The 21614-nt window shown below is 63.5% G+C and carries 20 protein-coding genes; 6 read left to right on the plus strand and 14 right to left on the minus strand.

Features of this window, described 5'->3' with window-relative positions; all coding sequences use genetic code 11:
* The first annotated feature begins 307 nt into the window (after positions 1 to 307).
* Positions 308 to 1468 carry a glycosyltransferase family 1 protein gene (locus V7M64_RS04245; protein WP_333677254.1) on the plus strand — a complete coding sequence of 387 codons (1161 nt, stop codon included), beginning with the start codon at positions 308 to 310 and terminating at the stop codon, positions 1466 to 1468.
* Positions 1437 to 2012 carry a phosphatase PAP2 family protein gene (locus tag V7M64_RS04250; RefSeq protein ID WP_333677256.1) on the plus strand — a complete coding sequence of 192 codons (576 nt, stop codon included), beginning with the start codon at positions 1437 to 1439 and terminating at the stop codon, positions 2010 to 2012. The genes V7M64_RS04245 and V7M64_RS04250 overlap by 32 nt, the downstream gene beginning before the upstream one ends.
* Before the next feature lie 469 nt (positions 2013 to 2481).
* Here V7M64_RS04250 and accD read toward each other — a convergent pair whose 3' ends face one another.
* Genes accD through trpB form a run of 3 tightly spaced genes read right to left on the minus strand, consistent with a single transcriptional unit; the run spans position 2482 to position 5380 of the window.
* Positions 2482 to 3351 (minus strand): acetyl-CoA carboxylase, carboxyltransferase subunit beta, encoded by an 870-nt coding sequence (accD, locus tag V7M64_RS04255; protein ID WP_333677258.1) that lies wholly within the window; start codon positions 3349 to 3351, stop codon positions 2482 to 2484.
* Between the two features lie 26 nt (positions 3352 to 3377).
* Positions 3378 to 4178: a tryptophan synthase subunit alpha gene (trpA, locus tag V7M64_RS04260; protein ID WP_333677260.1), complete on the minus strand. Its 801-nt coding sequence runs from the start codon at positions 4176 to 4178 to the stop codon at positions 3378 to 3380.
* Complete coding sequence (trpB, locus tag V7M64_RS04265) at positions 4175 to 5380, minus strand: tryptophan synthase subunit beta (RefSeq protein WP_333677262.1); 1206 nt, start codon at positions 5378 to 5380, stop codon at positions 4175 to 4177. Before trpB ends, trpA begins: the two co-directional genes overlap by 4 nt.
* A gap of 125 nt (positions 5381 to 5505) precedes the next feature.
* Here trpB and V7M64_RS04270 point away from each other — a divergent pair, with 125 nt between their 5' ends.
* Complete coding sequence (locus V7M64_RS04270) at positions 5506 to 6390, plus strand: LysR family transcriptional regulator (RefSeq protein ID WP_333677264.1); 885 nt, start codon at positions 5506 to 5508, stop codon at positions 6388 to 6390.
* Positions 6391 to 6456: 66 nt separating this feature from the next.
* On the opposite strand, the gene V7M64_RS04275 is transcribed toward V7M64_RS04270, so the two are convergent.
* From V7M64_RS04275 to prmB, 8 genes are all read right to left on the minus strand, one after another.
* Entirely contained in the window at positions 6457 to 7074 is a 618-nt protein-coding gene (locus tag V7M64_RS04275; protein ID WP_333677265.1) for a phosphoribosylanthranilate isomerase, read from the minus strand.
* On the minus strand, positions 7071 to 7838 hold the full coding sequence (truA, locus tag V7M64_RS04280; RefSeq protein WP_333677266.1) for a tRNA pseudouridine(38-40) synthase TruA: 768 nt from the start codon (positions 7836 to 7838) through the stop codon (positions 7071 to 7073). The genes V7M64_RS04275 and truA overlap by 4 nt, the downstream gene beginning before the upstream one ends.
* Before the next feature lie 109 nt (positions 7839 to 7947).
* Positions 7948 to 10221, minus strand: coding sequence for a FimV/HubP family polar landmark protein (locus tag V7M64_RS04285; RefSeq protein WP_333677267.1), 2274 nt, complete (start codon positions 10219 to 10221; stop codon positions 7948 to 7950).
* Positions 10222 to 10390: 169 nt separating this feature from the next.
* Complete coding sequence (locus V7M64_RS04290) at positions 10391 to 10669, minus strand: hypothetical protein (protein ID WP_333677268.1); 279 nt, start codon at positions 10667 to 10669, stop codon at positions 10391 to 10393.
* The gene (locus V7M64_RS04295) at positions 10669 to 11697 is read right to left on the minus strand and encodes an aspartate-semialdehyde dehydrogenase (RefSeq protein ID WP_333677270.1); all 1029 of its coding nucleotides are present in this window, start codon (positions 11695 to 11697) and stop codon (positions 10669 to 10671) included. Before V7M64_RS04295 ends, V7M64_RS04290 begins: the two co-directional genes overlap by 1 nt.
* A gap of 127 nt (positions 11698 to 11824) precedes the next feature.
* Entirely contained in the window at positions 11825 to 12838 is a 1014-nt protein-coding gene (locus V7M64_RS04300) for a D-glycerate dehydrogenase (protein ID WP_333677272.1), read from the minus strand.
* 190 nt (positions 12839 to 13028) lie between these two features.
* A complete protein-coding gene (gene aroC, locus V7M64_RS04305) occupies positions 13029 to 14117 on the minus strand; it encodes a chorismate synthase (protein WP_333677274.1) in 1089 nt (362 codons plus the stop codon).
* A gap of 158 nt (positions 14118 to 14275) precedes the next feature.
* Entirely contained in the window at positions 14276 to 15202 is a 927-nt protein-coding gene (prmB, locus tag V7M64_RS04310) for a 50S ribosomal protein L3 N(5)-glutamine methyltransferase (RefSeq protein ID WP_333677276.1), read from the minus strand.
* 124 nt (positions 15203 to 15326) lie between these two features.
* Here prmB and asd point away from each other — a divergent pair, with 124 nt between their 5' ends.
* Together asd and V7M64_RS04320 are read left to right on the plus strand one after the other, a co-directional pair.
* Positions 15327 to 16172, plus strand: a complete 846-nt coding sequence (asd, locus tag V7M64_RS04315) for an archaetidylserine decarboxylase (protein WP_333677278.1) — start codon at positions 15327 to 15329, stop codon at positions 16170 to 16172.
* A gap of 149 nt (positions 16173 to 16321) precedes the next feature.
* Complete coding sequence (locus tag V7M64_RS04320; protein ID WP_333677279.1) at positions 16322 to 16762, plus strand: hypothetical protein; 441 nt, start codon at positions 16322 to 16324, stop codon at positions 16760 to 16762.
* A gap of 269 nt (positions 16763 to 17031) precedes the next feature.
* On the opposite strand, the gene V7M64_RS04325 is transcribed toward V7M64_RS04320, so the two are convergent.
* Positions 17032 to 18507 (minus strand): transglycosylase SLT domain-containing protein, encoded by a 1476-nt coding sequence (locus tag V7M64_RS04325; RefSeq protein WP_333677281.1) that lies wholly within the window; start codon positions 18505 to 18507, stop codon positions 17032 to 17034.
* A 291-nt stretch (positions 18508 to 18798) separates the two neighbouring features.
* Here V7M64_RS04325 and greB point away from each other — a divergent pair, with 291 nt between their 5' ends.
* Positions 18799 to 19305: a transcription elongation factor GreB gene (gene greB, locus V7M64_RS04330; protein WP_333677283.1), complete on the plus strand. Its 507-nt coding sequence runs from the start codon at positions 18799 to 18801 to the stop codon at positions 19303 to 19305.
* Between the two features lie 86 nt (positions 19306 to 19391).
* On the opposite strand, the gene V7M64_RS04335 is transcribed toward greB, so the two are convergent.
* The gene (locus V7M64_RS04335) at positions 19392 to 20213 is read right to left on the minus strand and encodes a DUF3025 domain-containing protein (RefSeq protein ID WP_333677285.1); all 822 of its coding nucleotides are present in this window, start codon (positions 20211 to 20213) and stop codon (positions 19392 to 19394) included.
* Positions 20214 to 20225: 12 nt separating this feature from the next.
* A complete protein-coding gene (rimO, locus tag V7M64_RS04340; protein ID WP_333677287.1) occupies positions 20226 to 21548 on the minus strand; it encodes a 30S ribosomal protein S12 methylthiotransferase RimO in 1323 nt (440 codons plus the stop codon).
* Positions 21549 to 21614 lie beyond the last annotated feature (66 nt).

The following is a 21614-nucleotide window of genomic DNA, read 5'->3' on the forward strand; positions in this document are numbered from 1 at the left end:
ATCCGTTCACGCAATCTAGCCGAGTGGGCCTCGCGAAAACATCGGTTTTCCCCAATCCGTAACACGCGTAACCGGCCTGTCACGTGAGCGCCATCCGTGCGAAACCACGGAAGTCGATGCTAGGGATGATCTGGTTGGTTCTGCGTAGGTTCCACCGGCACTGTGTGTGCGCAGATCACAGGGACATCGGCGAAGGCAGACTGGCCGTCTGTCGAGGCGATGGCCCGAAGACATGCGCACACACAGTGCCGGTGGGGCCTGCGCAGAACCAATCAGAGCATCCCCCAGTACAAGACGAGGATGCGCCATGCGTATCGGCATCATCAGCGAGACGTATCCGCCAGAGATCAACGGTGTCGCACTCACCGTGCATAGTCTGGCGACCGGTCTGGCCGCAAAGGGCCACGAGATCGATCTCATCCGTCCCCGTCAAACCGCCAGCCACGCCGACGAACCCGGCATCCATGCATTGGAAACGCGCGGCGCGGCCCTGCCCCGCTATCCGGGCCTGCGCTTCGGGCTGCCTGCCTACCGCACACTTCGCCAGCGCTGGACGCAACGCCGTCCTGATGCCATCTACGTCGCCACCGAAGGCCCGCTGGGCCGTTCTGCGGTAAAGACCGCGGTGCGCCTGGGCATTCCGGTCGCCACCGGTTTTCATACGCGCTTCGACGCCTACGCCAATCACTATGGCGTGGGTTTTCTCACGCCGGTCGTGCACAGCTACCTGCGCCGCTTTCATCAGCGCGCCCATGTCACGCTGGTGCCGACCGATGCGCTCGCGGCCGAACTCACGGCCATGGGCGTCGATCACGCGCGCCTGTTGCGCCGTGCGGTGGATACCAAGCTGTTCCATCCCTCCAAGCGCGATAACGCCTTGCGTGAAAGCTGGGGCGTGGATGCGGATACACCGGTGGTGCTGTACGTCGGCCGCATCGCGCCGGAGAAGAATCTCGACCTGGCGGTGGAAACATTCCGCGCCATGCAGCGCGTGGCGCCGAACGCGCGCTACGTATGGGTGGGCGATGGCCCTGCCCGTGCCGCGCTGCAGTCGGCGCATCCGGATTTCATCTTTGTCGGCATGAAGCGCGACGAGGCACTGGCCGCGCATTACGCCAGCGCGGATCTGTTCCCGTTTCCCAGCCTCAGCGAAACCTTCGGCAACGTCATTCTGGAAGCACTCGCCGCCGGCCTGCCGGTGGTGGCTTATACGGAAGGCGCCGCGCGCGAGCATCTGATCGACGGCGTCAACGGCTTCCGCATCGCTTCCGGCGAAGCCGCCGCTTTTACGTCGGCCGCTGTGATGCTGGCAGGTGACATGAACCTGGTCCGCCATATGGGCCGTGCTGCCGTGGAAAGCGTCGAGCGGCTTTCACCGGACGCGGTCATCCGCGAATTCGAAAACCTGTTGCGCGAACTGGTCGAGGAGAACATGCATGACCACCATGTCACCATCGCACCTGCCTGAGTCCGTCGCGCTACCGCGGCATGCCTTCGACCGGCGCATGTGCATTGCCGCCAATCGCTGGGGAACGCGGCATACCGTCGGCTTGTTCTTCGGCATCATCAGTCGTCTCGGCGATGGCGTGTTCTGGTATTCACTGATGGCAGCGCTGGCGCTGATCGATGGCCTGCGCGGCCTGGAAGCTGCCGCGCACATGGCCGCCACCGGCCTGGTGGCGCTGGGCCTGTATCGCGTATTGAAGCGCTGGACACGACGCCCGCGTCCGTTCCGCACCTGTCCCGGCGTGATTGCGCACGTGCCGCCGCTGGATGAATTCAGTTTTCCCTCCGGCCACACGTTGCAGGCGGTGGGCTTCACCATCGTGGCGCTGGCGTGGTATCCGCTGCTCGCGCCGCTGTTGCTCACGTTCACGGCGCTGGTCGCGGCGTCGCGCGTGATTCTCGGCTTGCATTATCCGAGCGATGTGCTTGCCGCGATTTTCATTGGCAGCGGCCTCGGTGCGCTGTCGCTGTGGCTGGTGCACGGCGCGCCGCTGCTGGTCGCTTGAGCAAACTTTGCACTGCTCAAAGTTTGCGCTGATCAATTGATCATCACGCAGTACTCACAACCTTTGCGCTCAACGACATAGCGCATCTATCCACAGGCTCTACCGGATACTTTCCACAATCGCTGTGGAAAAGTACGCGCACTTGCTGCGTAAATTTTCATCAGCGTGTGCCAAGTGCTTGATGCGAAAGATGCGTGTGCGGGTTTTCCACAGGGTTTTCAAGAAGGCGTCCACATTTGTTGTGGAAAAGTGCAAAGCCTTGCTCGTCATTCCGGCGAAGGCCGGAATCCAGTTCAAACATGCATCCGAAGGACACCTCATTGGTTTTGAGTGCTTCGCACAGCGTATTGAAACTGGATTCCGGCCTTCGCCGGAATGACGAGCATGCACATCTGTGCCATCGTGCAATCCACAAACAACAACGCCGCCCGAAGGCGGCGTTGCTGCTCACTACGTCATGCAATACAAATCACGCCGCGCGCGGCACCTTGCGCAGGATGTTCAACACATCGGCCAGCTTGTCGCGCATCTGCCGGCGGTCGACGATCATGTCGATCGCGCCGTGCTCCAGCAAAAACTCCGAACGCTGGAAGCCTTCCGGCAAGGTCTCGCGCACGGTCTGCTCGATCACACGCGGGCCAGCGAAGCCGATCAGCGCCTTGGGCTCGCCGACGTTGATATCGCCCAGCATGCCAAGGCTGGCGGACACGCCGCCGGTGGTCGGATGCGTCAGCACGCTGATGTACGGCACACCGGCTTCGCGCAAACGCGCCAGTGCGGCCGACGTCTTGGCCATCTGCATCAGCGAGAACAACGCCTCCTGCATGCGTGCACCACCCGTGGCGGAGAAGCACACCAGGGCGCTGCATTCGCTCAACGCACGTTCGGCGGCGCGCGTGAACTTCTCGCCGACCACCGAACCCATCGAGCCGCCCATGTAGGAGAACTCGAAGGCCACCGCCATCATCGGATGCTCTTTGAGCTTGCCGCTCATCGCGATCAGCGCATCTTTTTCGCCCGTGGATTTCTGTGCGGCAACGATGCGGTCGCGGTACTTCTTGGAATCGCGGAACTTGAGCGGATCGTTGGGCTCCATGCTGGCCCACAGTTCCTGCGTACTGCCTTCGTCGAGGAACGACAGCAGGCGTTCGCGTGCGCCGATCGCATGATGGTGGCCGCACTTGGGGCATACCATCAGATTGCGTTCCAGCTCCGGTTTGTACAGCACGGCGCCGCAGCCGCCGCATTTCTCCCATACACCTTCGGGTACCTTGCCCTTGCCGGCGGCGGCGCCTTGCGTCCGCACGCGGGGTGTCATGATTTTTTGCAGCCAATTCATGGATTCCGCCTCAATCAGCTAATACTTCAAGCAGCATCCAGTGCCGCGCGGATCGGGCGAAGGAAATCATCGATCGTTGCCGTGATCTCCGAGGCCGTCTTCGCACCATCCAGGCGCTCCACCAACGCACTGCCGATCACTACTGCGTCGGCGAATCCGCTGATGGCTTTCGCGCTCTGCGCATCCTTCACGCCGAACCCAACAGCGACTGGCGCTTTGGCGCGCTTACGGATATCTGCCACGCGTGCGGCGATGTCCTGCGTACTCAAGCGTCCCGCCCCCGTGATGCCGGCGAACGATACATAGTACAGGAAACCGTCGGCGGCCTCGCACAATTGCGCCATACGCTCGGGTGCGGTCGTGGGTGCGGCGAGCAGAATCTGCTTGAGGCCGGCGTTGCGCAACGGCGCCAGCACGGCAGCTTCTTCCAGCGGGCAATCCACCAGCAGCACGCCATCGACGCCCGCCTTGACGGCTTCATCCGCAAAGCGCTGGAAGCCCCGGATTTCCACCGGATTGAGATAGCCCATCAGCACGATTGGCGTGTTCTGGTCACGCTCGCGGAATGCGGCCACCCAGGTGAGTACGTCGGCCAAACCCACGCCCTTGGCGATGGCGCGCTCGCTGGCGTGCTGGATCACCGGGCCATCGGCCATCGGATCGGAAAACGGCACGCCCAACTCGATCACGTCGGCGCCGGCATCGACCAGCGCGTGCATCAAGGCCACGGTATGTTCCGGCGCGGGATCGCCGGCAGTGACGAACGGGATCAAGCCGGTGCGGCCCGCGGCCTTCAGCACGGCAAAGCGTTGATCAATGCGGCTCATACCTGCACTCCTTCGCGTGCGGCGATCGTATGCACGTCTTTGTCGCCTCGGCCGGAAAGATTGCACAGCACGATGCCGTCCTTCGGCAGCTCGCGCGCCAGCTTCAGGGCCTGCGCCACGGCGTGGCTGGATTCCAGCGCGGCAAGAATGCCTTCGGTGCGTGCGAGCAAGTGGAAAGCTTCCAGGGCTTCGTCGTCGGTCACACCAACATAGTCGGCCCGGCCGGCGTCTTTGAGGAAAGCGTGCTCCGGGCCGACGCCCGGGTAATCGAGGCCGGCCGAGACCGAATGCGTTTCGGTGATCTGGCCGTTGTCGTCGCACAACACATAGGTGCGATTGCCGTGCAGCACACCGGGTCGTCCCGCCGCGAGTGACGCAGCATGGTGGCCGGTAGCGATGCCCTCGCCTGCCGCCTCGGCACCGACCATGCGCACCCCGCTGTCGTTGAGGAAGGCATGGAACAAACCGATCGCGTTCGAGCCGCCGCCCACGCACGCGGTAAGCACATCCGGCAGGCGGCCGTACTGTTCCAGCATCTGCGCACGCGCCTCGCGCCCGACGATGGCGTTGAAATCGCGCACCATCATCGGATACGGATGCGGGCCGGCGACAGTGCCGATGATGTAGAACGTGTCGGCGACGTTGGTGACCCAGTCGCGCATCGCTTCGTTCAATGCGTCCTTGAGCGTTTTCGAGCCCGACGTCACCGGCACCACGTCGGCGCCGAGCAGCTTCATGCGGTAGACGTTGATCTTCTGCCGCTCGATATCGACGGCGCCCATGTACACCACGCACTTCAAGCCAAAACGCGCCGCGACTGTCGCGGTGGCCACGCCATGCTGGCCGGCGCCGGTCTCGGCGATCACGCGCGGCTTGCCCATGCGCTTGGCGACCAAGGCCTGGCCGATGGTGTTGTTGATCTTGTGCGCGCCGGTGTGGTTCAGGTCTTCACGCTTGAGCAGGATGCGTGCGCCGCCGACGTGCTTCGACAGCCGTTCGGCGTGGTAGATCGGGCTGGGGCGTCCGACGTAGTAGGTGAGGTCGCGATCCAGTTCAGCCAGGAACTCGGGGTCCTCGCGCAGGCGCAGGTAAGCCTCGGTGAGCTCGGCCAGCGGGGCCATCAGGGTTTCGGCCACATATTGCCCGCCGAAGTCGCCGAAGCGCCCGTGGGGATCGGGCCACTGGTGGAAATCCTGGATCATTGGTCAGAAATCCTATGGAAGACGGAGACGCCGGATGGACGCCCTGGAATAAGGAAAATAGCGCGATTGAGACGATCGAAAAAGCGATATGATCACCGTCACCCGTTAGAAAAACTCACCACACCGTGCGTGACCTGCCTTCCCTCAACGCCTTGCGCGCCTTCGAGGCCACCGCCCGCCTGGGCAGCGTCGGCCGTGCCGCGGAGGAGCTGCACGTCACCCACGGCGCCATCAGCCGACAACTGCGCGTGCTGGAAGAAGCCCTGGACAAACCGCTGTTTGTTCGCCAGGGACGCGGTGTGGCGCTTACCGCCATTGGGGAGGAACTGCGCGATCGCGTCAGCAGTGCATTCGAGCAATTGCGCGAAGGCTGGGCCGATCTGCAACGTATCCGCAACGATGCACCGTTCGTGCTCGGCTGCGCCGGCAGCCTGCTCGCCCGCTGGGTGATTCCCCGCCTGGAACGGCTGGAACGCGATCTGCCGTTGCTGCGGCTGCATTTGTCACCGGAAGAAGATCCGCTTGCACCCCGCCATGCCGAACCCGATGCCGCACTGGCCGTGGCGACACCGCCATGGCCAGCTGGCTGGCAGATCCATGTGTTGGCACCCGAACGCATCGGCGCCGTGGTCAGCCCACGCCATGCGGGTCTCGAGCGCTTGCTGGAACATGGCGCTCCCGCGTTGAGCCACGAAGCCCTGCTGCACACCAGCTCGCGTCCCCAGGCGTGGCCGGCGTGGGCACGGGCGAATGGCATTCCGTTTGAATCCCTGCATTACGGACAGGGCTTTACCCATCTGTTCTATCTGCTGGAAGCCGCGGTCGCAGGACTTGGCGTAGCCATCGCGCCAGCACAGCTGGTGCAGGACGATATCGACGCAGGACGTTTGCTTGCACCGTGGGGATTCCAGCAGACGGATGCGAGCTGGATTCTGGCGACACCGCGGCGCAGGAACGATCGCCGCGTTGATGCGCTGGCGGCGTGGATGCGCCACGCCCTAGGGATGTAGGCCGGGATGAAATCGCAGCTTTTTTTTGCGCATCCCGGTGCTGGGATTGTCATCCCAGCTACCCGGTTATGCCTCGGCACGCACCGCTGCCATGAACGCACGCATCTTGCCGCAATCCTTGATGCCCGGCGCCGATTCGATACCGCTCGACACATCCACCGCCCACGGCCGTGCCATGCGGATCGCTGCAGCGACGTTCTCGGGCGTCAAGCCACCGGCCAGCAGCAGCGGCTGTTTCAGGTCGCGTGGCATCAGCGACCAGTCGAACAATTTGCCGCTGCCGCCCGGTTCGCCGAGGCCGTGTCCATCGAGCAGCAGCCCGGCCGCGTGCGGATGATCACGCAACTGGTACAGCGCCGCAGCACCCGCACCCATCGCGATGGCCTTCAAGTAGGGCTGGCCGAATTGCTTGCACCATTCGTCGCTCTCATTGCCGTGGAACTGCAGCATCGAGGGGCGAACGGTGTCGATGATCTCCTGCACGAAGTTCGCCTCCTCATCCATGCACAACGCCACCGTGGTGACGAACGGCTGCATCGCCTCGACGATGGCGCGCGCCTGCCGCAGCGATACCTGCCGCTTGCTACGCGACGTGAGCACTACGCCAATGGCATCGGCACCAAGTTCGGCGGCGAGCAAGGCATCCTCGACGCGGGTCATGCCGCAACATTTGATGCGCGTCATTCGCTCACCTCCTCAGGTAGACCCCAACGTTTTTCATAGCGCGGACCGATGAAGGTGAGCCCCGAAGCGGCGGCGGTGGGGCCGGCCACTTCGCGGTTTCGCCCAGCCAGCAGCTCCGCTATCCATTCGGGTGATTGTTCGCCGCGACCCACCACCAGCAGCGAGCCGACGATGTTGCGCACCATGTGATGCAGGAACGCGTTTGCTTCGATATCCACGATCACCTGCTCGCCGTCGCGATGCACGCGCAGGTATTTCACTGCACGGCGAGCGTGCGCGGCCTGGCACGATATGGCGCGAAACGCGGAGAAATCATGCTCGCCGATCAAGGCCTGCGCGGCGGCATGCATGCGTTCCGCGTCCAGCGGCAGGCGCTCCCAGGCCACGTAGCGCGCATCCAGCGCAGGTCGAATGGTGCGATTGAGCAAGGTGTAACGATAGCGCCGGCTGCGCGCGGAAAAGCGTGCGTGGAAATCATCGGACATCACCTTGGCCCACAACACGGCCACACTCGCTGGAAGATTCGAGCAGCCGCCGAGCACCCAACCCCGCAGGTCGCGCTGCACACCGGTATCGAAATGCACCACTTGGCAACGGCCATGCACACCAGCATCGGTGCGGCCTGCACAGGTTACTTCGATGGCCTCGGCCGCGACGAACGAAAGCGCCCGCTCCAGGCTGGCCTGCACGCTGGCGCCGTGGCTCAGCCGCTGCCAGCCGAAGAAATCGGTGCCGTCGTATTCGATGCCCAAGGCGATGCGCATGCGTGACCGTGAAGATCAAAATTCAAGAAGTGGATAAGAGTAGCAGGTGACGAAAATGCTTCGGGCCGGCATGGCCGGCCCGAACGGGTGTGTTGGCAACCAAGACGAATCAGCTGATCTTTTCGAGCAGCTCCTTGGCCACATCTCTTTGCATCTGGCTACCTTCGTGCAGCACTTCTTCCAGCATGGCACGGGCGCCGTCCGGATCGCCCATGTCGAGATAGGCGCGAGCCAGGTCAAGCTTGGTATCGACAGGATCGTCGTGCAGCTCGCCGAAGTTGTCATGGTCGGTGTGTTCGACCTGCTCCGTATGCGCTTGCGGTGCCTCCAGCGGCTCGTCGAATTTCCAGGTGGAAATCGGCTCTTCCTCGTCCGCCTCTTTCACGGCGGCGGCAGGCGCGGGCGCCGGAGCGGCAGCGCGACTGAGCGCTTCCGGATGATGCGGCGTCAGATCGAAATCGAAATGGTATTCGCTGACCTTGGAAGGCTGCGCCGAGGAGCTCTTGGCCGGTGCAACAGGCTCCGGCGCGGACGGGTTGCTGTAGCTGTCCAGGTCAAAATGATGAGCCGGCTCGCGCATGGTGGTGGCGTCCGCGCCCGCTTCGGCAAACAGCGGATGCCCCGGGGCCAGGTCACGCCCCATGTGCACCACATCCTGCCACTCGGGCTGGTCCGGATCGGTGATGTGCGCGTGCATGGCTTCGGCGGCGGCTTCGAAATGCTCGACGTCGCGGCGGGTGTAGTACAGGCTGACCAACTCCAGATGCAGGCCGATGTCATCGGGCTGTTCGGCCAGTTGGTCGAGCAGCTCGTCCTGATCCGGATCGGAACCGGCGTGGCCTTCGCCCTCGTCCGCCGTGCCGAAGCGATCCGCCAGCGAACCGCCCTTGGTCGGTGCCGCGCCCTTGGACGGCTTGGCGCCGGACTTGCCGCGACGCGACAGCAGCAGGCCCACGAGGCCAAGTACGACCACGGCAGCACCCGCGGCCCAGGCCCAGGTTTCCATGTACCAGGGCTGCTCTTCCTGCGCCGGCGTCGGCACGTGATGCGGCTGAACCACGGGCTTCGGCTTGGCCGGCGCATTGAGCGGCGTGGTCACCACGTTATGCGGGGCCGAGGCGGCAGCGGCGGGCTTGGGCGCCGTTGCTGCCGTCGCCATGGCCGGAGCGGGAGCCGGAGACGGCGCCGCGACCGGAGCGACCGGCTTGCTGGCAACCTCAGGCGCCGGAGCTGGCGCGGGTGCCGGCGCAGCAGGCTTGCCGGCGGCTTTGCGCGCGTCGGCCAGCTGCTTTTGCAGGTCGGCGATTTCGTTGTCTTTCAGCGACAGCAGACGCTGGTTCTTGTTGTTGATGTCTTCCAGGTCTTTCAGCCGCGACTTCAGCTCATCGCTCTGCTGCTGCAGGGAGGCGAGCGTTTCCTGGCTGCGCTGCAATTCCTGGCGCACGGCGGCGTTGGCGCCCTTGCCGTTCGAGCCACCGGCCGCGTGGCCTTCGCTGCCCGGCGGTACAAGCGCCAGGCGGTCGGCATTGCTGTTGGCGGTCGGCGCCACCGTGGCATTCTCGCGCGTGCCACCGGCGGCAACAGCCACCGGCGTGGTGCTGCCGTTGCGCCAATCGGCGTTCTGCTGGCGCACCGCTGCCGCGGCGGCGGCCACGGCGGTGGCGACGGCGTCGTCGCGCGACGGCACGCGCAGGATCGCGCCCGCTTTCAGGGCATTGATGTTGTCGCGGTAGAAGGCATCCGGATTGGCGGATTTCAGCGCCAGCATCATCTGGTTGGTGTCGACGCCGCTCGGCGCGACCTCGGCGGCGATATGCGACAGCGTGGCGCCCTTCTCCACCGGACCGAACTGGCCATTCTTCACTTCCGGCGCGGCGGCATTGCGTGCCGGCACGCTCGAACGGCGCGACGGTGCGGCCGCACTTTCGCTACTGGTCGATGTGCTGCTGGCCGGCGCACGATGGCGCGCGGGCGCACTGCTGGCCGCCTGCGTCACCTTGCCGGGCGGATCGAGCAGGATCGCGAACTCGCGCACGTTGCTGCCGGTACTGCTGTTCACTTCCACCAGCAGGTCGAGGTAGGGATCGTCGACGGGACTGCTGCTGGTGACGCGGATCACCTTGTGGCCGTTGTCATCCACCACGCTGAATTGCAGGGGAATGGCCGGGCGCTGGCTGCCAGCCTTGACGAAGGCGTCGTTGGGGGCCAGCTCGGCGCTCAGGCTTTGCAGCTCCGCCGGGGTGCCGTGGGTGACGGGTATGTCGACCAGCAAGGGTTGGCCCAGTGCCGATTTGATATGGGCCTGGCCCAGCTCCACGGCTGCCGCCTGAGTGCTGCCGAGCGCAAGCGCCAGCAGTATCGACAGCTTCAACGAACGATTCATCGCTTGGCTCCCCCGAGACACCCCGGACGCTTTATTGAAAAGACACCGCAGCTTGCGGCGCCTTCCTCCTGGAAGGCGTCACTTTAGTTAGATAAACGTCAATCAACAATACCAGATTTGCCCGCCGAACCTGTTTCACGGCGACTTTTTCCGCCGGGCGTGACGGCCATCAATGCCCGGTGGCCGGTGTCCTGGCGTTGTCCTGGGCCGCCTTGAGCTGCTTGCGCAGCTGGGCGATGGTGCGATCCTGCTGCTGCAACCGCTCCGCCGCCTGCTGGCTGGCGGATTCCTGCTGGCTTACGTCCTGCTGTAGGCGCTGTACTTCGGCCTGGTGCTGGGAGACGCGCTGGTTGACCTTCTTGGCCTGACGCACGGTATCGGCCGACGATTGTGCAAAAAGATTCGAAGCCAGCAGGCAACCCAGCAAAACCAGGGCGAAGCGTTGCATTACAGGTAATCCTCAATCAGCAATTCCGCGATCTGCACCGCGTTGAGGGCGGCGCCTTTGCGAATGTTGTCAGAGACGACCCACATGTCCAACCCGCGATCGTGCGAGATGTCTTCGCGGATGCGGCCCACGTACACCGGGTCCTGTCCCGCGGCATCGCCCACCGGCGTGGGATAGCCGCCAGGCTTGCGCTCGTCCTGCACGACCACGCCAGGCGCCTGCTGCAGCAGCTCGCGCGCCTGTTCGGCGGTGATCTTGTCGCGTGTCTCGATGTGTACGGCTTCGGAGTGACCGTAGAACACCGGCACGCGCACCGCGGTGGGGTTCACCTGGATGGATTCGTCTTCCAGGATCTTGCGCGTCTCCCACACCATCTTCATTTCTTCCTTGGTGTAGCCGTTGGCCTGGAACTCGTCGATGTGCGGGATCACGTTGAACGCGATCTGCTTGGGGAACTTGGACTTTTCCACGTCCTGGAAGTTGAGCAGCGCAGCGGTCTGCTTGCCCAGCTCTTCCATGCCCGAGCGGCCTGCGCCGGAGACCGACTGATACGTCGCCACATTGATGCGCTCGATGCCCACCGCGCGATGGATCGGCGCCAGCGCAACCAGCATCTGCATGGTGGAGCAATTCGGGTTGGCGATGATGCCGCGCGTGGTGTACTGCGCGATGGCGTGCGGATTCACTTCGCTCACCACCAGCGGGATATCGTCCTGGTAGCGATATTCCGAAGTGTTGTCGATCACCACCGCACCGGCAGCCGCCGCGCGCGGGGCGTGCGCACGGCTGACCGAGCCACCGGCCGAGAAGAAGGCGATGTCCACGCCTTTGAAGTCGTAGTCATCCAGGTTCTGCACAGTGATCTGTTTACCGCCGAACTCCACTTTGCTGCCGGCCGAACGCGCGCTCGCCAGCGGCACCAGCTCGCTGACCGGGAATTCGCGCTCAGCCAGGATGCTCAGCAGGGTTTCGCCGACGGCGCCCGTGGCGCCCACCATGGCTACCTTGTAGCTACTCTTCTTGCTCATCTCGTTAGGTCACTTGTCGTATTGAATTGCCTGGGTTGAAAGGTCACCGCGCGGCTGAAACCCAAATGGGAATCTAGCCGGCACAGTGCGCGGAGGGCATGGCACGGCACTGCTGGCGTGAGCTGTATCACGCTTTCGTTTCATGCCCCTTCCTTGCGTCGGGATTGAGCAATGAAGGGGGATATCCGGCATTGGGCCCATGGCCCAATGCAGCCAGCAGATTATCGGCCGCCAGCTGTGCCATGGCGCGGCGCGTGTCGGCGCTGGCGCTGGCGATATGCGGGCTGAGCACGGCGTTGTCGAGTTCGCGCAGAGCGGGATGCACGACAGGCTCGCCTTCGAAGACGTCGAGCCCTGCCGCGGCGATTCGGCCTTCGCGCAAGGCAACAGCCAGCGCGGCGTCATCGACGATGCCACCGCGAGCAATGTTTACCAATACGGCGGTGGGTTTCATCAGCGCGAGTTCGGATGCGCCGATCGCGTGATGGCTCTGCGCGTTGTACGGCAGCACCAGCATCAGATGATCCGCCCGCTTGAGCAGCTCGGTTTTTTCCACCCAGGCGGCGCGGCATTCGCGTTCCGTATCTATCGGCAGGCGCGAACGGTTGTGATAGAGCACAGGCATGCCGAAGCCGTAGGCCCTCCGCGCAATCGCCTGGCCGATGCGGCCCATGCCGAGGATACCCAACGTCTTGCCATGGACGTCCAGGCCGAGCCAATCGTCGAAACGCATGCCGCCGCGCCAATGTCCCGCACGCAGCCAACGCTCCGCGCTGCTTACGCGCCTGGCCGCAGCGAGCAGCAAGGCCCACGCATAGTCGGCAGTGGTTTCGTTCAGCACGTCCGGCGTATTGGTGGCCAGGATGCCTGCTGCGGTCAGTGCGGGCACGTCGAGATTGTTGTAGCCCACGGCGAGGTTGGCGATGGCGCGCAGGCGGCGATTGCCGGCAATCACCTCGCCGTCGATACGATCGCTCAGGCTGATGATGGCGCCATCAACGCTGGCGAGCTTTTCGCGCAGCTCCACTGCCGAATGCTTGCGCTCGCTGGTTTCGGCCTGCACTTCCACGTACTGGGCCAGCTGGTCCAGTACTTCAGGGAATAGCGGGCGGGAAACCCAGACGTTGTGTTGCGTGCTCATCGTGGAATGGTTGGGAACGGTACAACTTGCATATTGCCTGGACGTCATTCCCGCGAAAGCGGGAATCCATCTTCGCTTTTAGCTCCTGAGCGACGTGGATTCCCGCTTTCGCGGGAATGACGGCGAGGAAATAGGAAGCATCACCAAAATGTATGAATATCCGAGTTTGCCAGCAGAAAAGACAGCCCGATCAGGGAATGCGCGGTTTTATCTCGCCCACGTCGCCACACTGGGCGCGATGGCGCAAGGCATGATCCATCAGCACCAGCGCCATCATGGCCTCCGCAATGGGCGTGGCGCGTATGCCGACGCAGGGATCATGGCGTCCCTTGGTCACCACGTCGACCGACTCGCCAGCCAGGTTCACGCTCCGGCCGGGAATCAGGATGCTCGAAGTGGGCTTGAGCGCAATCGAGGCCCGCACTGCCTGCCCCGTGCTGATGCCACCGAGAATGCCACCGGCATGGTTGGACGTAAAGCCGTCCATATGCATTTCGTCGCGATGCTGGCTGCCACGCTGCGTGACTGCGGCAAAGCCGTCGCCGATCTCCACGCCTTTCACCGCATTGATCGACATCAACGCGGCGGCGAGGTCGCCATCGAGCTTGCCGTAGATCGGCTCGCCCCAGCCCGGCGGCACGCCTTCGGCTTCGACGTTCACGCGCGCACCGACCGAGTCGCCGGACTTGCGCAGCGCGTCCATGTATTTCTCCAGCTCCGGCACCTGCGCTTCGTGCGGCCAGAAGAATGGGTTTTGCTCGATCGCTTCCCAATCGAAACCTTGCGGAACGACCTCACCCAGTTGCGCCAGATAGCCACGAACGCGCACGCCATGGCGCTCGGCCAGCCACTTCTTGGCGATCACCGCCGCCGCCACGCGCATGGTGGTTTCGCGCGCGGACGAACGCCCGCCGCCGCGCGGATCGCGGATGCCGTATTTCTGCCAATAGGTGTAATCGGCATGGCCCGGACGAAAGGTCTGCGCGATATCGCCGTAATCCTTGCTGCGCTGGTCGGTATTGCGGATCAGCAGCGCGATCGGCGTGCCGGTGGTATGGCCCTCGTAGACGCCGGAGAGAATCTCCACCTCATCGGCTTCCTTGCGCTGCGAGGTGTGCCGGCTGCGGCCGGTGGCACGGCGATCGAGGTCGATGCGGAATTCCTCCGGCGCAATCGCCAGGCCCGGCGGACAACCGTCGATCACGCAGCCGATGGCCGGTCCGTGGCTTTCGCCGAAGGTGGTAACGGTAAACAGCTTGCCGGTGGAATTGCTGGACACGTAGGGAACCGAAATGGCGATGGAACTGACCTGGCCTCAGCCGGGGTGGTCTCGCATCTTGCCATGGCCCGGGGCCGTGCGCTTATGAATCGTCGGCGCATAAGCAGCCACCTTACTCTGTAGGTTGGGTTAGCCCGAACTGATCCGGGGGAACCAATCTATGATCGGCTACGTTCGAGCGCCGCTGCGCGAATGGCGTCGAGATGCTCGACCAGGTCGCGCCGCTCCAGCGCGAACACGCCCATCTGGCCAACCTTGAACTCGATCCACACGAACGGCACATCCGGCAGCAAGGCGACCAGGGCTTGCTCACTCTCGCCGACCTCTACGATCAACAACCCCTCTTCGGTAAGGTGGTCGGCAGCTTGGTCGAGAATGCGCAGGCAGGCGTCGAGACCGTCTTCGCCGGAGGTAAGTCCCAGTTTGGGCTCATGGCGGTATTCACCGGGCAACGCGGTGTATTCGTCTTCGGTGACGTAAGGCGGATTGGAAACGATCAGGTCGTACTTGCGACCCTGCACGCCCGCAAACAGATCCGAGCGGACCACCTCGACACGCTCACCCACATGGACCAGGCCCACGTTTTCGCGCGCCAGCGACAACGCGTCGTCGCTGATGTCGACGACATCCACCTGCCAGTGCGGGTTGTAGGCCGCCATGGCGATGCCGATGCAGCCCGAGCCGGTGCACAGGTCCAGCGCACGCTCCACGTGCCGGCCATCCAGCCAGGGCGTGAAGCCGGACTCGATCAGCTCGGCGATCGGCGAGCGCGGCACCAGGGCGCGGCGGTCGCTCTTGAACTTGATGCCCGCGAACCAGGTTTCGCCAACCAGGTAGGCCACCGGCAGACGTTCGCTGATGCGGCGCTCGATCAGCTGCAGCACGCGTACGCGCTCTTCCTCGGTCAGCCTGCCGGCGCCATAGGCCGGCGGAATGTCCGGCGGCAGATGCAGGCTGGCCAGCACCAGGTGGGTGGCTTCGTCGATCGGGTTGTCGTGACTGTGACCGAAGGTAAGACCCGCTGCGGAAAAACGGCTGGCACCGTAGCGGATGAAGTCGATGATCGAGGCGAGTTCGGCAGTCACGTGGGCACGGTCCGGCTTAGGGGTCGTGAAGTATAGCGACTCAAGGTCGGGTGACTCATGCAAGCTCATGGAGTTGGCCTCCCCGGCTTGGTCAGGAATCGCTCCGATTCCTTATACTTGCCGGATGACTTTCAAGGTATTCCTGCAATACATCCTTCCCCATCGGGCCTTGTCACGCGTGGTCTATTGGGCCACGCGCTGGACCTTTGGGCCGTGGAAGAACTTCCTGATCGGCAAGATCGTGCGCAGCTATCAGGTCGACATGACCGAAGCCGCCCAAGCCGATCCATTTGCCTATTCTCATTTCAATGCGTTCTTCACGCGCAAATTGCGCCCCGATGCCCGCCGGGCGGATGCGGCTCCCGGCGCCCTGATTTCGCCGGCCGATGGCCGCATCAGCCAAGCGGGCTCCATTGACGACGGACGCATATTTCAGGCCAAAGGCCAGAGCTACACCGCCGCCGAATTGCTTGGCGATGAAGCAGCTGCCGCGCCCTATCGCAACGGCCGCTTCGTCACCATCTACCTGTCGCCGCGCGACTATCACCGCGTGCACATGCCGTTGCGCGGCAAGCTGAAAGAAACCGTGCATATCCCGGGGCGCATCTTCAGCGTCGCGCCGTTCGCGGTGGATGCGATCCCCCGCCTGTTCGCCCGCAACGAACGGTTGGTGTGCCACTTCGAAAGCACGCACGGTCCATTCGCCGTGGTGATGGTGGGCGCGATCCTGGTGTCGTCGGTTGCCACCGTATGGGATGGCCTGGTGATTCCGCCGTATGCACCGTCGATTCGCCGCAAATCGTTCGAAGCACAGAACATCGAACTGGATCGCTTCGCCGAGATGGCGCGCTTCAACATGGGCTCCACCGTGATCGTGCTGCTGCCCGATGGCGTGGGCGAACTGGATCCGCTCGCCGCACAGCAGGTGATCAAGGTTGGCCAGCGATTAGGTGATATGCATCACACTTGATGGACAAGACAAGTCGTGATGACAAGCACGACTTGCCGCGTTTTGACATTTGTCGTCATTTTGTGACGTTTTCGGCGCCCAGCCTTAAAACGGCTCGCTATCCTCTTGCTCAATCCGCGCCTTCGCGGATCTGTCCAACGAGGGGTCACATGCAGATGGTCACCCGCCTGATCGCGATGATTCGCGCGCGGCAGTTGCAGCGTCAGTTCCGGCACATCGAACGCAGCATCTCCGCCTTGCCCCAACGCACCCGCGCTCGCCTGGGTGTCATGACGCTCCGCGAAATCGGCCAAGCCTCCCGTTGCGAGTTTCCGCACCTGTACAACACCTCACCCGACCAGCGCTATAAGCCGTGGGGCCAAGGCACCGACATCGGTTTCAGCCGCGCCCAATCCGACAATCCCGAAGTCGCCCTGCGCGGCATCGCCCTGTGGCTGGCCGTGGCGTATCACGAAACCAAGGATTCGTCGTACACCAGCCTGCAACCGCAGCATCGCCAGTTTTTGCGCGTGCTGCGCGAATTGCGCGACGCCACCGGCGAACAGCCGGACACCATGGCCCAGTGGATGCGCTCGGGCGCGGCAGCCTGAGCTTCGCTTGATCGACTGAAAACCGGCTGCGCCAACGCAACGCGGGCGCGACGCACTGCGCCGCATGCCGCATGACAGGGGCGAGCGACGAGTAGCGAGGGCGTCACAGCCTTTGCTCCCGCCGCGGAATTGAAACGGTGACTGACGAGGCGAGACACGGATTGCTCCAGGCGGCGTCCGTTTCAAGCAACCTCGCTACTCGTCCCTCGGCCTTGAATGGGGAAACGCAGGCTGGATGAAATCCCAGCCTGCGAAGCAAGCGCGTCCGATCAGCGACAGCTCGGCAACTTCAGCACCTGCCCTGCCTTTACGTGATTGAACTTGAGGTTGTTCATGCGCGCGACCTCCGTTTCGCTGCTGCAACTGCCATGCTTGCGCACGATCGCGCCCAGCGTGTCGCCACGGCGCACCGTGTAGCGCACCACCGGGTCCGTCGCAGCCGGCGGATTGAGGAATACCGGCACCACGGCGTTGTGCAGATCGCTGGCGAGAATCGGCCATGGGCCGTCGACACAGCGCGCCGCATAGACCTTCTCCAGCGACTTGGGTATCTGCAGCACCGCGCCCACCGGTTGCTCCTGCTGCGGGTCGAGGCGCGGATTGAGATTGCGCAAGGTGCGGAACCAGCCATCCGGCATGTCGTTGGCCGAACCCAGGCATACGGTCAGTTCCGAAATCGACGCGCTGCGCTTGAGCGTGATGCTGCCCTGCTGGCCATCCACACGCGGGAAGCGCAGGTTGTAGCTGTCCGGATGCAGGAACAGCCAGGCAGCCGCCAGCACCGCCGGCACGTAGTCGCGCGTTTCCTGCGAGACCTGCGCATAGATGCGCGGGTCGTAGAAGCTTACCGAGGTGTCATCGCCCACCAGCCGGCGCATGCGCCCTTCGCCGCCGTTGTAGGCCGCCAGGGTGAGCTCGAGGTTGTCGTTGAAGGCTTTCAACTGCTCGTTGACGTACTCGGCATTCGCGCGCGCCGACTCGGCCGGATCGAAACGCGTATCGAAACCATCCTGCTCGGTCAGCCCGAAACGCAGCCCCGTGGCGTACATGAATTGCAGCGGGCCGGCCGCGCCGGAACGCGACACCGCATGCACCTTGCCACCGGATTCCTTGGCCATGATGCCGAACAGCAAAGCCTCCGGCAGCCCTTCGCTCTGGTACTGCGGCCACATCTCGTGGCGCAGGAACTGGTAGTTGACGTACGCATCCATCAGGTTGCCGCGCCACTGCGTAAGCCACATTTCCAGCGCAGCCTTCACCGGGCCGTTCATGGCGATCAGCTCGGAAAGCTTATGCCCGCGCAACAACGTGACGCTACGCTGCGCCTCCGGCAGGCTGCCGGCACCGGCTTCACCGGTGAGGGGCCCGCCGTCGGTTTCTTCATCCGGGGTCTGATCGCCGATGAAGCTGCCATCCTTCAAGCGCAACAGGTGATCGAACACCGAAAAGAAGCGCTGCGAATCGCAACCCGGCGTGGCGCCGCAACGTGCGGCGGCATCGCGCAACTGGTCGAGCGAGGTATCCAGCGTTTTCTGCGCCCCCTGCGTATCGCCCGCGCGGGTCTGCTGCAAGGCGGTTTCGTAACTGCCGCTGGCCTGATCGAGCTGGCCGTACAAGGCGGTGACGGTCGCCGAGGGCGGCTTGGGCGCCACGCTGCCCTGGGTGGCCGCGCAGGCAGTCAATTGCATCAGCGCGGCGACCGACAAAGCCAGGCACAAAGAACGTTGAATGGAACGATAAGGCATGTTGGGTACACCGGGTACTGAAGAACGCAGCCTAAGCCCGGCTGCGCGGGCAGACTCAAAACACGTTCTTGTCGATGTCGCGCGGTCTTTGTTCGATACCGCGCGGCTACACCGTAAAATCGGGCCCCAGTCTTTGGAGGCCTTCATGCCAGACATTTGCAACAAACGCAATAACTGTTTGCAGAAAACGCGCCTTGCCTACAACGGACATTGCTTGAGCGCGTGCAGACGCGGTCCAAGCTTTTCGCTCGTATCCGGGCGCGCACTGGCAGCCCCGAGCGTGGTATCGCCATGACCCGCTGGCGTCCCCCTGCCCCACGCTCCACTGCGATCATCACCCGCGAGGGCTTTGAAAAACTCAAGAGCGAGCTCGATCACCTGTGGCATACCCTGCGCCCGGAAGTGGTGAAAGCACTCGCCGCTGCCGCGGCCGAAGGCGATCGCTCGGAAAACGCCGAGTACACCTATCGCAAGAAGCAACTTGGCGAAATCGACCGCCGCGTGCGCTACCTCAGCAAGCGCATTCCATCCTTGAAGGTTGCCGAAGGTGCGCCCGCTGACCGTGCAACCGTATTCTTCGGCGCCATCATCGAGCTGGAAAACACCGACAACGGCGAGACGGCGCGCTATCGCATCGTCGGTCCCGACGAGACGGATGCCAAGCGCGGCTGGATCAGCATCGATTCGCCGCTGGCACGGGCGGTATTGAAGAAGAAGCTGGATGACGAGTTCGAAGCGGAGCTGCCGGCTGGCCACACGCGGTTCGCGGTGATTGCGGTGGAGTATGCCGACGCGTGAATTTTGCAGGTTGAGGGGAGCGGAACGCGAATCCCGACACCGTACACATGACATGACGCATGTTGGAGTTGGAGTTCGCGTTCCGCTTACCCCAGGCTGCGGAGATCCAGGGGCGCGGGATAACGCCGCCCTTCGCGCAGCGGTTGATAACACGCCGCATGCCGGTGAAATGCTTCTTCTTCGCCGGCTGCATGCCAGCCGGGAATGCCCGACAACGGCAGCGGTCGCAATTCCTGCGGATCGCGTAGCCAGCGGCCCTCTGCAATGGCCTCAGCGCAACCTTCGAGAGCGTCCGCTCGTGCCACGCGCTCATCCACCGTCACTGCCAGCGCCTTGCCCACCAACAGCTTGCCCGGTGTCAATGCATGCTCCAGCAAGGCATGGCCAAACAGTTCCACCGCCATCAAGCCATCCACCCATGCCGCACGCCGGCGCCAAAACAGGCTGTACCAGTCGTGCCGATCCCATAGCGCCAGCAATGCTGGATCTTTCACCGTCACGATCACGCCGGCTTCGTCGAAATGCGTCTGCGCGCATTGCGGGCGCGAACGCTCGCGCCGGCCAACCTGCATGATCTGGGCCATCTGCTGGCGGTTGAGCGCGCGCTTCAGTTGCGGATAACGCAACCAGATCATCGCGTTGAACAGGTCATGCCAGTTCGCTTCGCGCGTGGCGATCAAGCCACGCGTCGCGATGCGTTCCTCGTAATGGAACCCATCTTCAAGCAATTCGCGCGTCTGTGCGGCAAACCGTTCCGGCGCATGCGACGGCCAGCGTGCGTTGAGCTCATCGATCGACGGCCAGCGTTTCCCCTGCAGCCACTCGCCGAATTGGCCCCACTCACTTAACGGCGCATGCGTAAAGACGACCGGATCGACCGCCTCCCGCGTTGGCGCAACGTAACGCATGGCCACATGGCGTCAGCTGATGAGCGCCGCGTGCAGGTCGTGCTCGTCCGCGGACTCGACCACCACATCCGCGAACTGACCCGGCTTCAACGTCTGCCCGTTATGGATGTGCACCACGCCATCGATCTCCGGCGCATCCGCCGCCGAACGCGCGATGGCACCTTCGGCGCTCGCGCCATCGACCAGCACCTTGATGGTGCGCCCGATCTTGCGCTGCAGCTTCGCAGCGGAAATTTCCGCCTGCACCGCCATGAACTGTTCCAGGCGATCTTCCTTCAATTCTTCCGGCACCGGATCAGGCAGTTCGTTGGCCTTGGCGCCTTCCACCGGCGAGTAAGTGAACGCGCCCACGCGGTCCAGCTCCGCTTCGCGCAGGAAGTCGAGCAGTTCCTCGAACTCCGCGTCGGTCTCGCCGGGGAAGCCAACGATGAAGGTGCTGCGCAGCGTGAGATCCGGTACCAGCTTGCGCCAGTTCTGGATGCGCTCCAGCGTCTTGTCGATATTGCCAGGGCGCTTCATCAGCTTGAGGATGCGCGGACTGGCGTGCTGGAACGGAATATCGAGATACGGAAGGATCTTGCCCTCCGCCATCAACGGCATCACTTCGTCCACGTGCGGATACGGATAGACGTAGTGCAGGCGCGCCCATGCACCGAGTTCTGCCAGCCCTTCGCACAGATCGGTCATGCGCGTGCGATAGCGCTTCTCGCGCCAAGTACGTTCCGCGTACTTCACGTCCACGCCGTAAGCGCTGGTGTCCTGCGAGATCACCAGCAACTCCTTCACGCCGCCCTTCACCAGGCGCTCGGCTTCGATCAGCACGTCATCTACCGGACGCGACACCAGGTCGCCGCGCATGGACGGGATGATGCAGAAGCTGCAGCGATGATTGCAGCCCTCGGAAATCTTCAGATACGCGTAGTGCTTCGGCGTCAGCTTGATGCCGGTATCCGGAATGATGTCCAGCAAAGGGTTGCGCTGCGGCGGCAACGCCGCATGCACGGCATGCATCACGCTGTTGTAATCCTGCGGACCGGTAATGGCGAGTACGTCCGGGTACGCCTCCTTGATCAACTCCGAACGCTTGCCCAGGCAACCGGTGACGATCACCTTGCCGTTCTCATGCAGCGCCTCACCGATCGCGTCCAGCGACTCCTGCACGGCCGCATCGATAAAGCCACAGGTGTTCACCACCACGGCATCCGCCGCGGCGTAGCTGGGCACGATCTCGTAACCCTCGACCTTCAGCTGGGTGAGGATGCGCTCGGAATCGACCAGCGCCTTGGGGCAGCCGAGCGAAACAAATCCCACCTTGGGCGTGGCATTGCCGGTCATATCGGCATGCTTAATCATTGACTTTAAAGAACTTTTCACTATTCGATCCGTAGCGCCAAGCAGGCG

This window comes from Dyella sp. (assembly GCF_036746095.1).
GTDB lineage: Bacteria > Pseudomonadota > Gammaproteobacteria > Xanthomonadales > Rhodanobacteraceae > Dyella_B.

Coding starts and splice junctions, on each gene's coding strand:
- accD (WP_333677258.1), bottom strand. CDS start 3,351: ATGAATTGGCTGCAAAAAATCATGACACCCCGCGTGCGGACGCAAGGC.
- V7M64_RS04290 (WP_333677268.1), bottom strand. CDS start 10,669: ATGCAACGCTTCGCCCTGGTTTTGCTGGGTTGCCTGCTGGCTTCGAAT.
- asd (WP_333677278.1), top strand. CDS start 15,327: ATGACTTTCAAGGTATTCCTGCAATACATCCTTCCCCATCGGGCCTTG.
- V7M64_RS04295 (WP_333677270.1), bottom strand. CDS start 11,697: ATGAGCAAGAAGAGTAGCTACAAGGTAGCCATGGTGGGCGCCACGGGC.
- V7M64_RS04300 (WP_333677272.1), bottom strand. CDS start 12,838: ATGAGCACGCAACACAACGTCTGGGTTTCCCGCCCGCTATTCCCTGAA.
- V7M64_RS04275 (WP_333677265.1), bottom strand. CDS start 7,074: ATGACGCGCATCAAATGTTGCGGCATGACCCGCGTCGAGGATGCCTTG.
- V7M64_RS04285 (WP_333677267.1), bottom strand. CDS start 10,221: ATGAATCGTTCGTTGAAGCTGTCGATACTGCTGGCGCTTGCGCTCGGC.
- rimO (WP_333677287.1), bottom strand. CDS start 21,548: ATGACCGGCAATGCCACGCCCAAGGTGGGATTTGTTTCGCTCGGCTGC.
- trpA (WP_333677260.1), bottom strand. CDS start 4,178: ATGAGCCGCATTGATCAACGCTTTGCCGTGCTGAAGGCCGCGGGCCGC.
- greB (WP_333677283.1), top strand. CDS start 18,799: ATGACCCGCTGGCGTCCCCCTGCCCCACGCTCCACTGCGATCATCACC.
- V7M64_RS04335 (WP_333677285.1), bottom strand. CDS start 20,213: ATGCGTTACGTTGCGCCAACGCGGGAGGCGGTCGATCCGGTCGTCTTT.
- V7M64_RS04325 (WP_333677281.1), bottom strand. CDS start 18,507: ATGCCTTATCGTTCCATTCAACGTTCTTTGTGCCTGGCTTTGTCGGTC.
- V7M64_RS04320 (WP_333677279.1), top strand. CDS start 16,322: ATGCAGATGGTCACCCGCCTGATCGCGATGATTCGCGCGCGGCAGTTG.
- V7M64_RS04245 (WP_333677254.1), top strand. CDS start 308: ATGCGTATCGGCATCATCAGCGAGACGTATCCGCCAGAGATCAACGGT.
- truA (WP_333677266.1), bottom strand. CDS start 7,838: ATGCGCATCGCCTTGGGCATCGAATACGACGGCACCGATTTCTTCGGC.
- V7M64_RS04250 (WP_333677256.1), top strand. CDS start 1,437: ATGACCACCATGTCACCATCGCACCTGCCTGAGTCCGTCGCGCTACCG.
- trpB (WP_333677262.1), bottom strand. CDS start 5,380: ATGATCCAGGATTTCCACCAGTGGCCCGATCCCCACGGGCGCTTCGGC.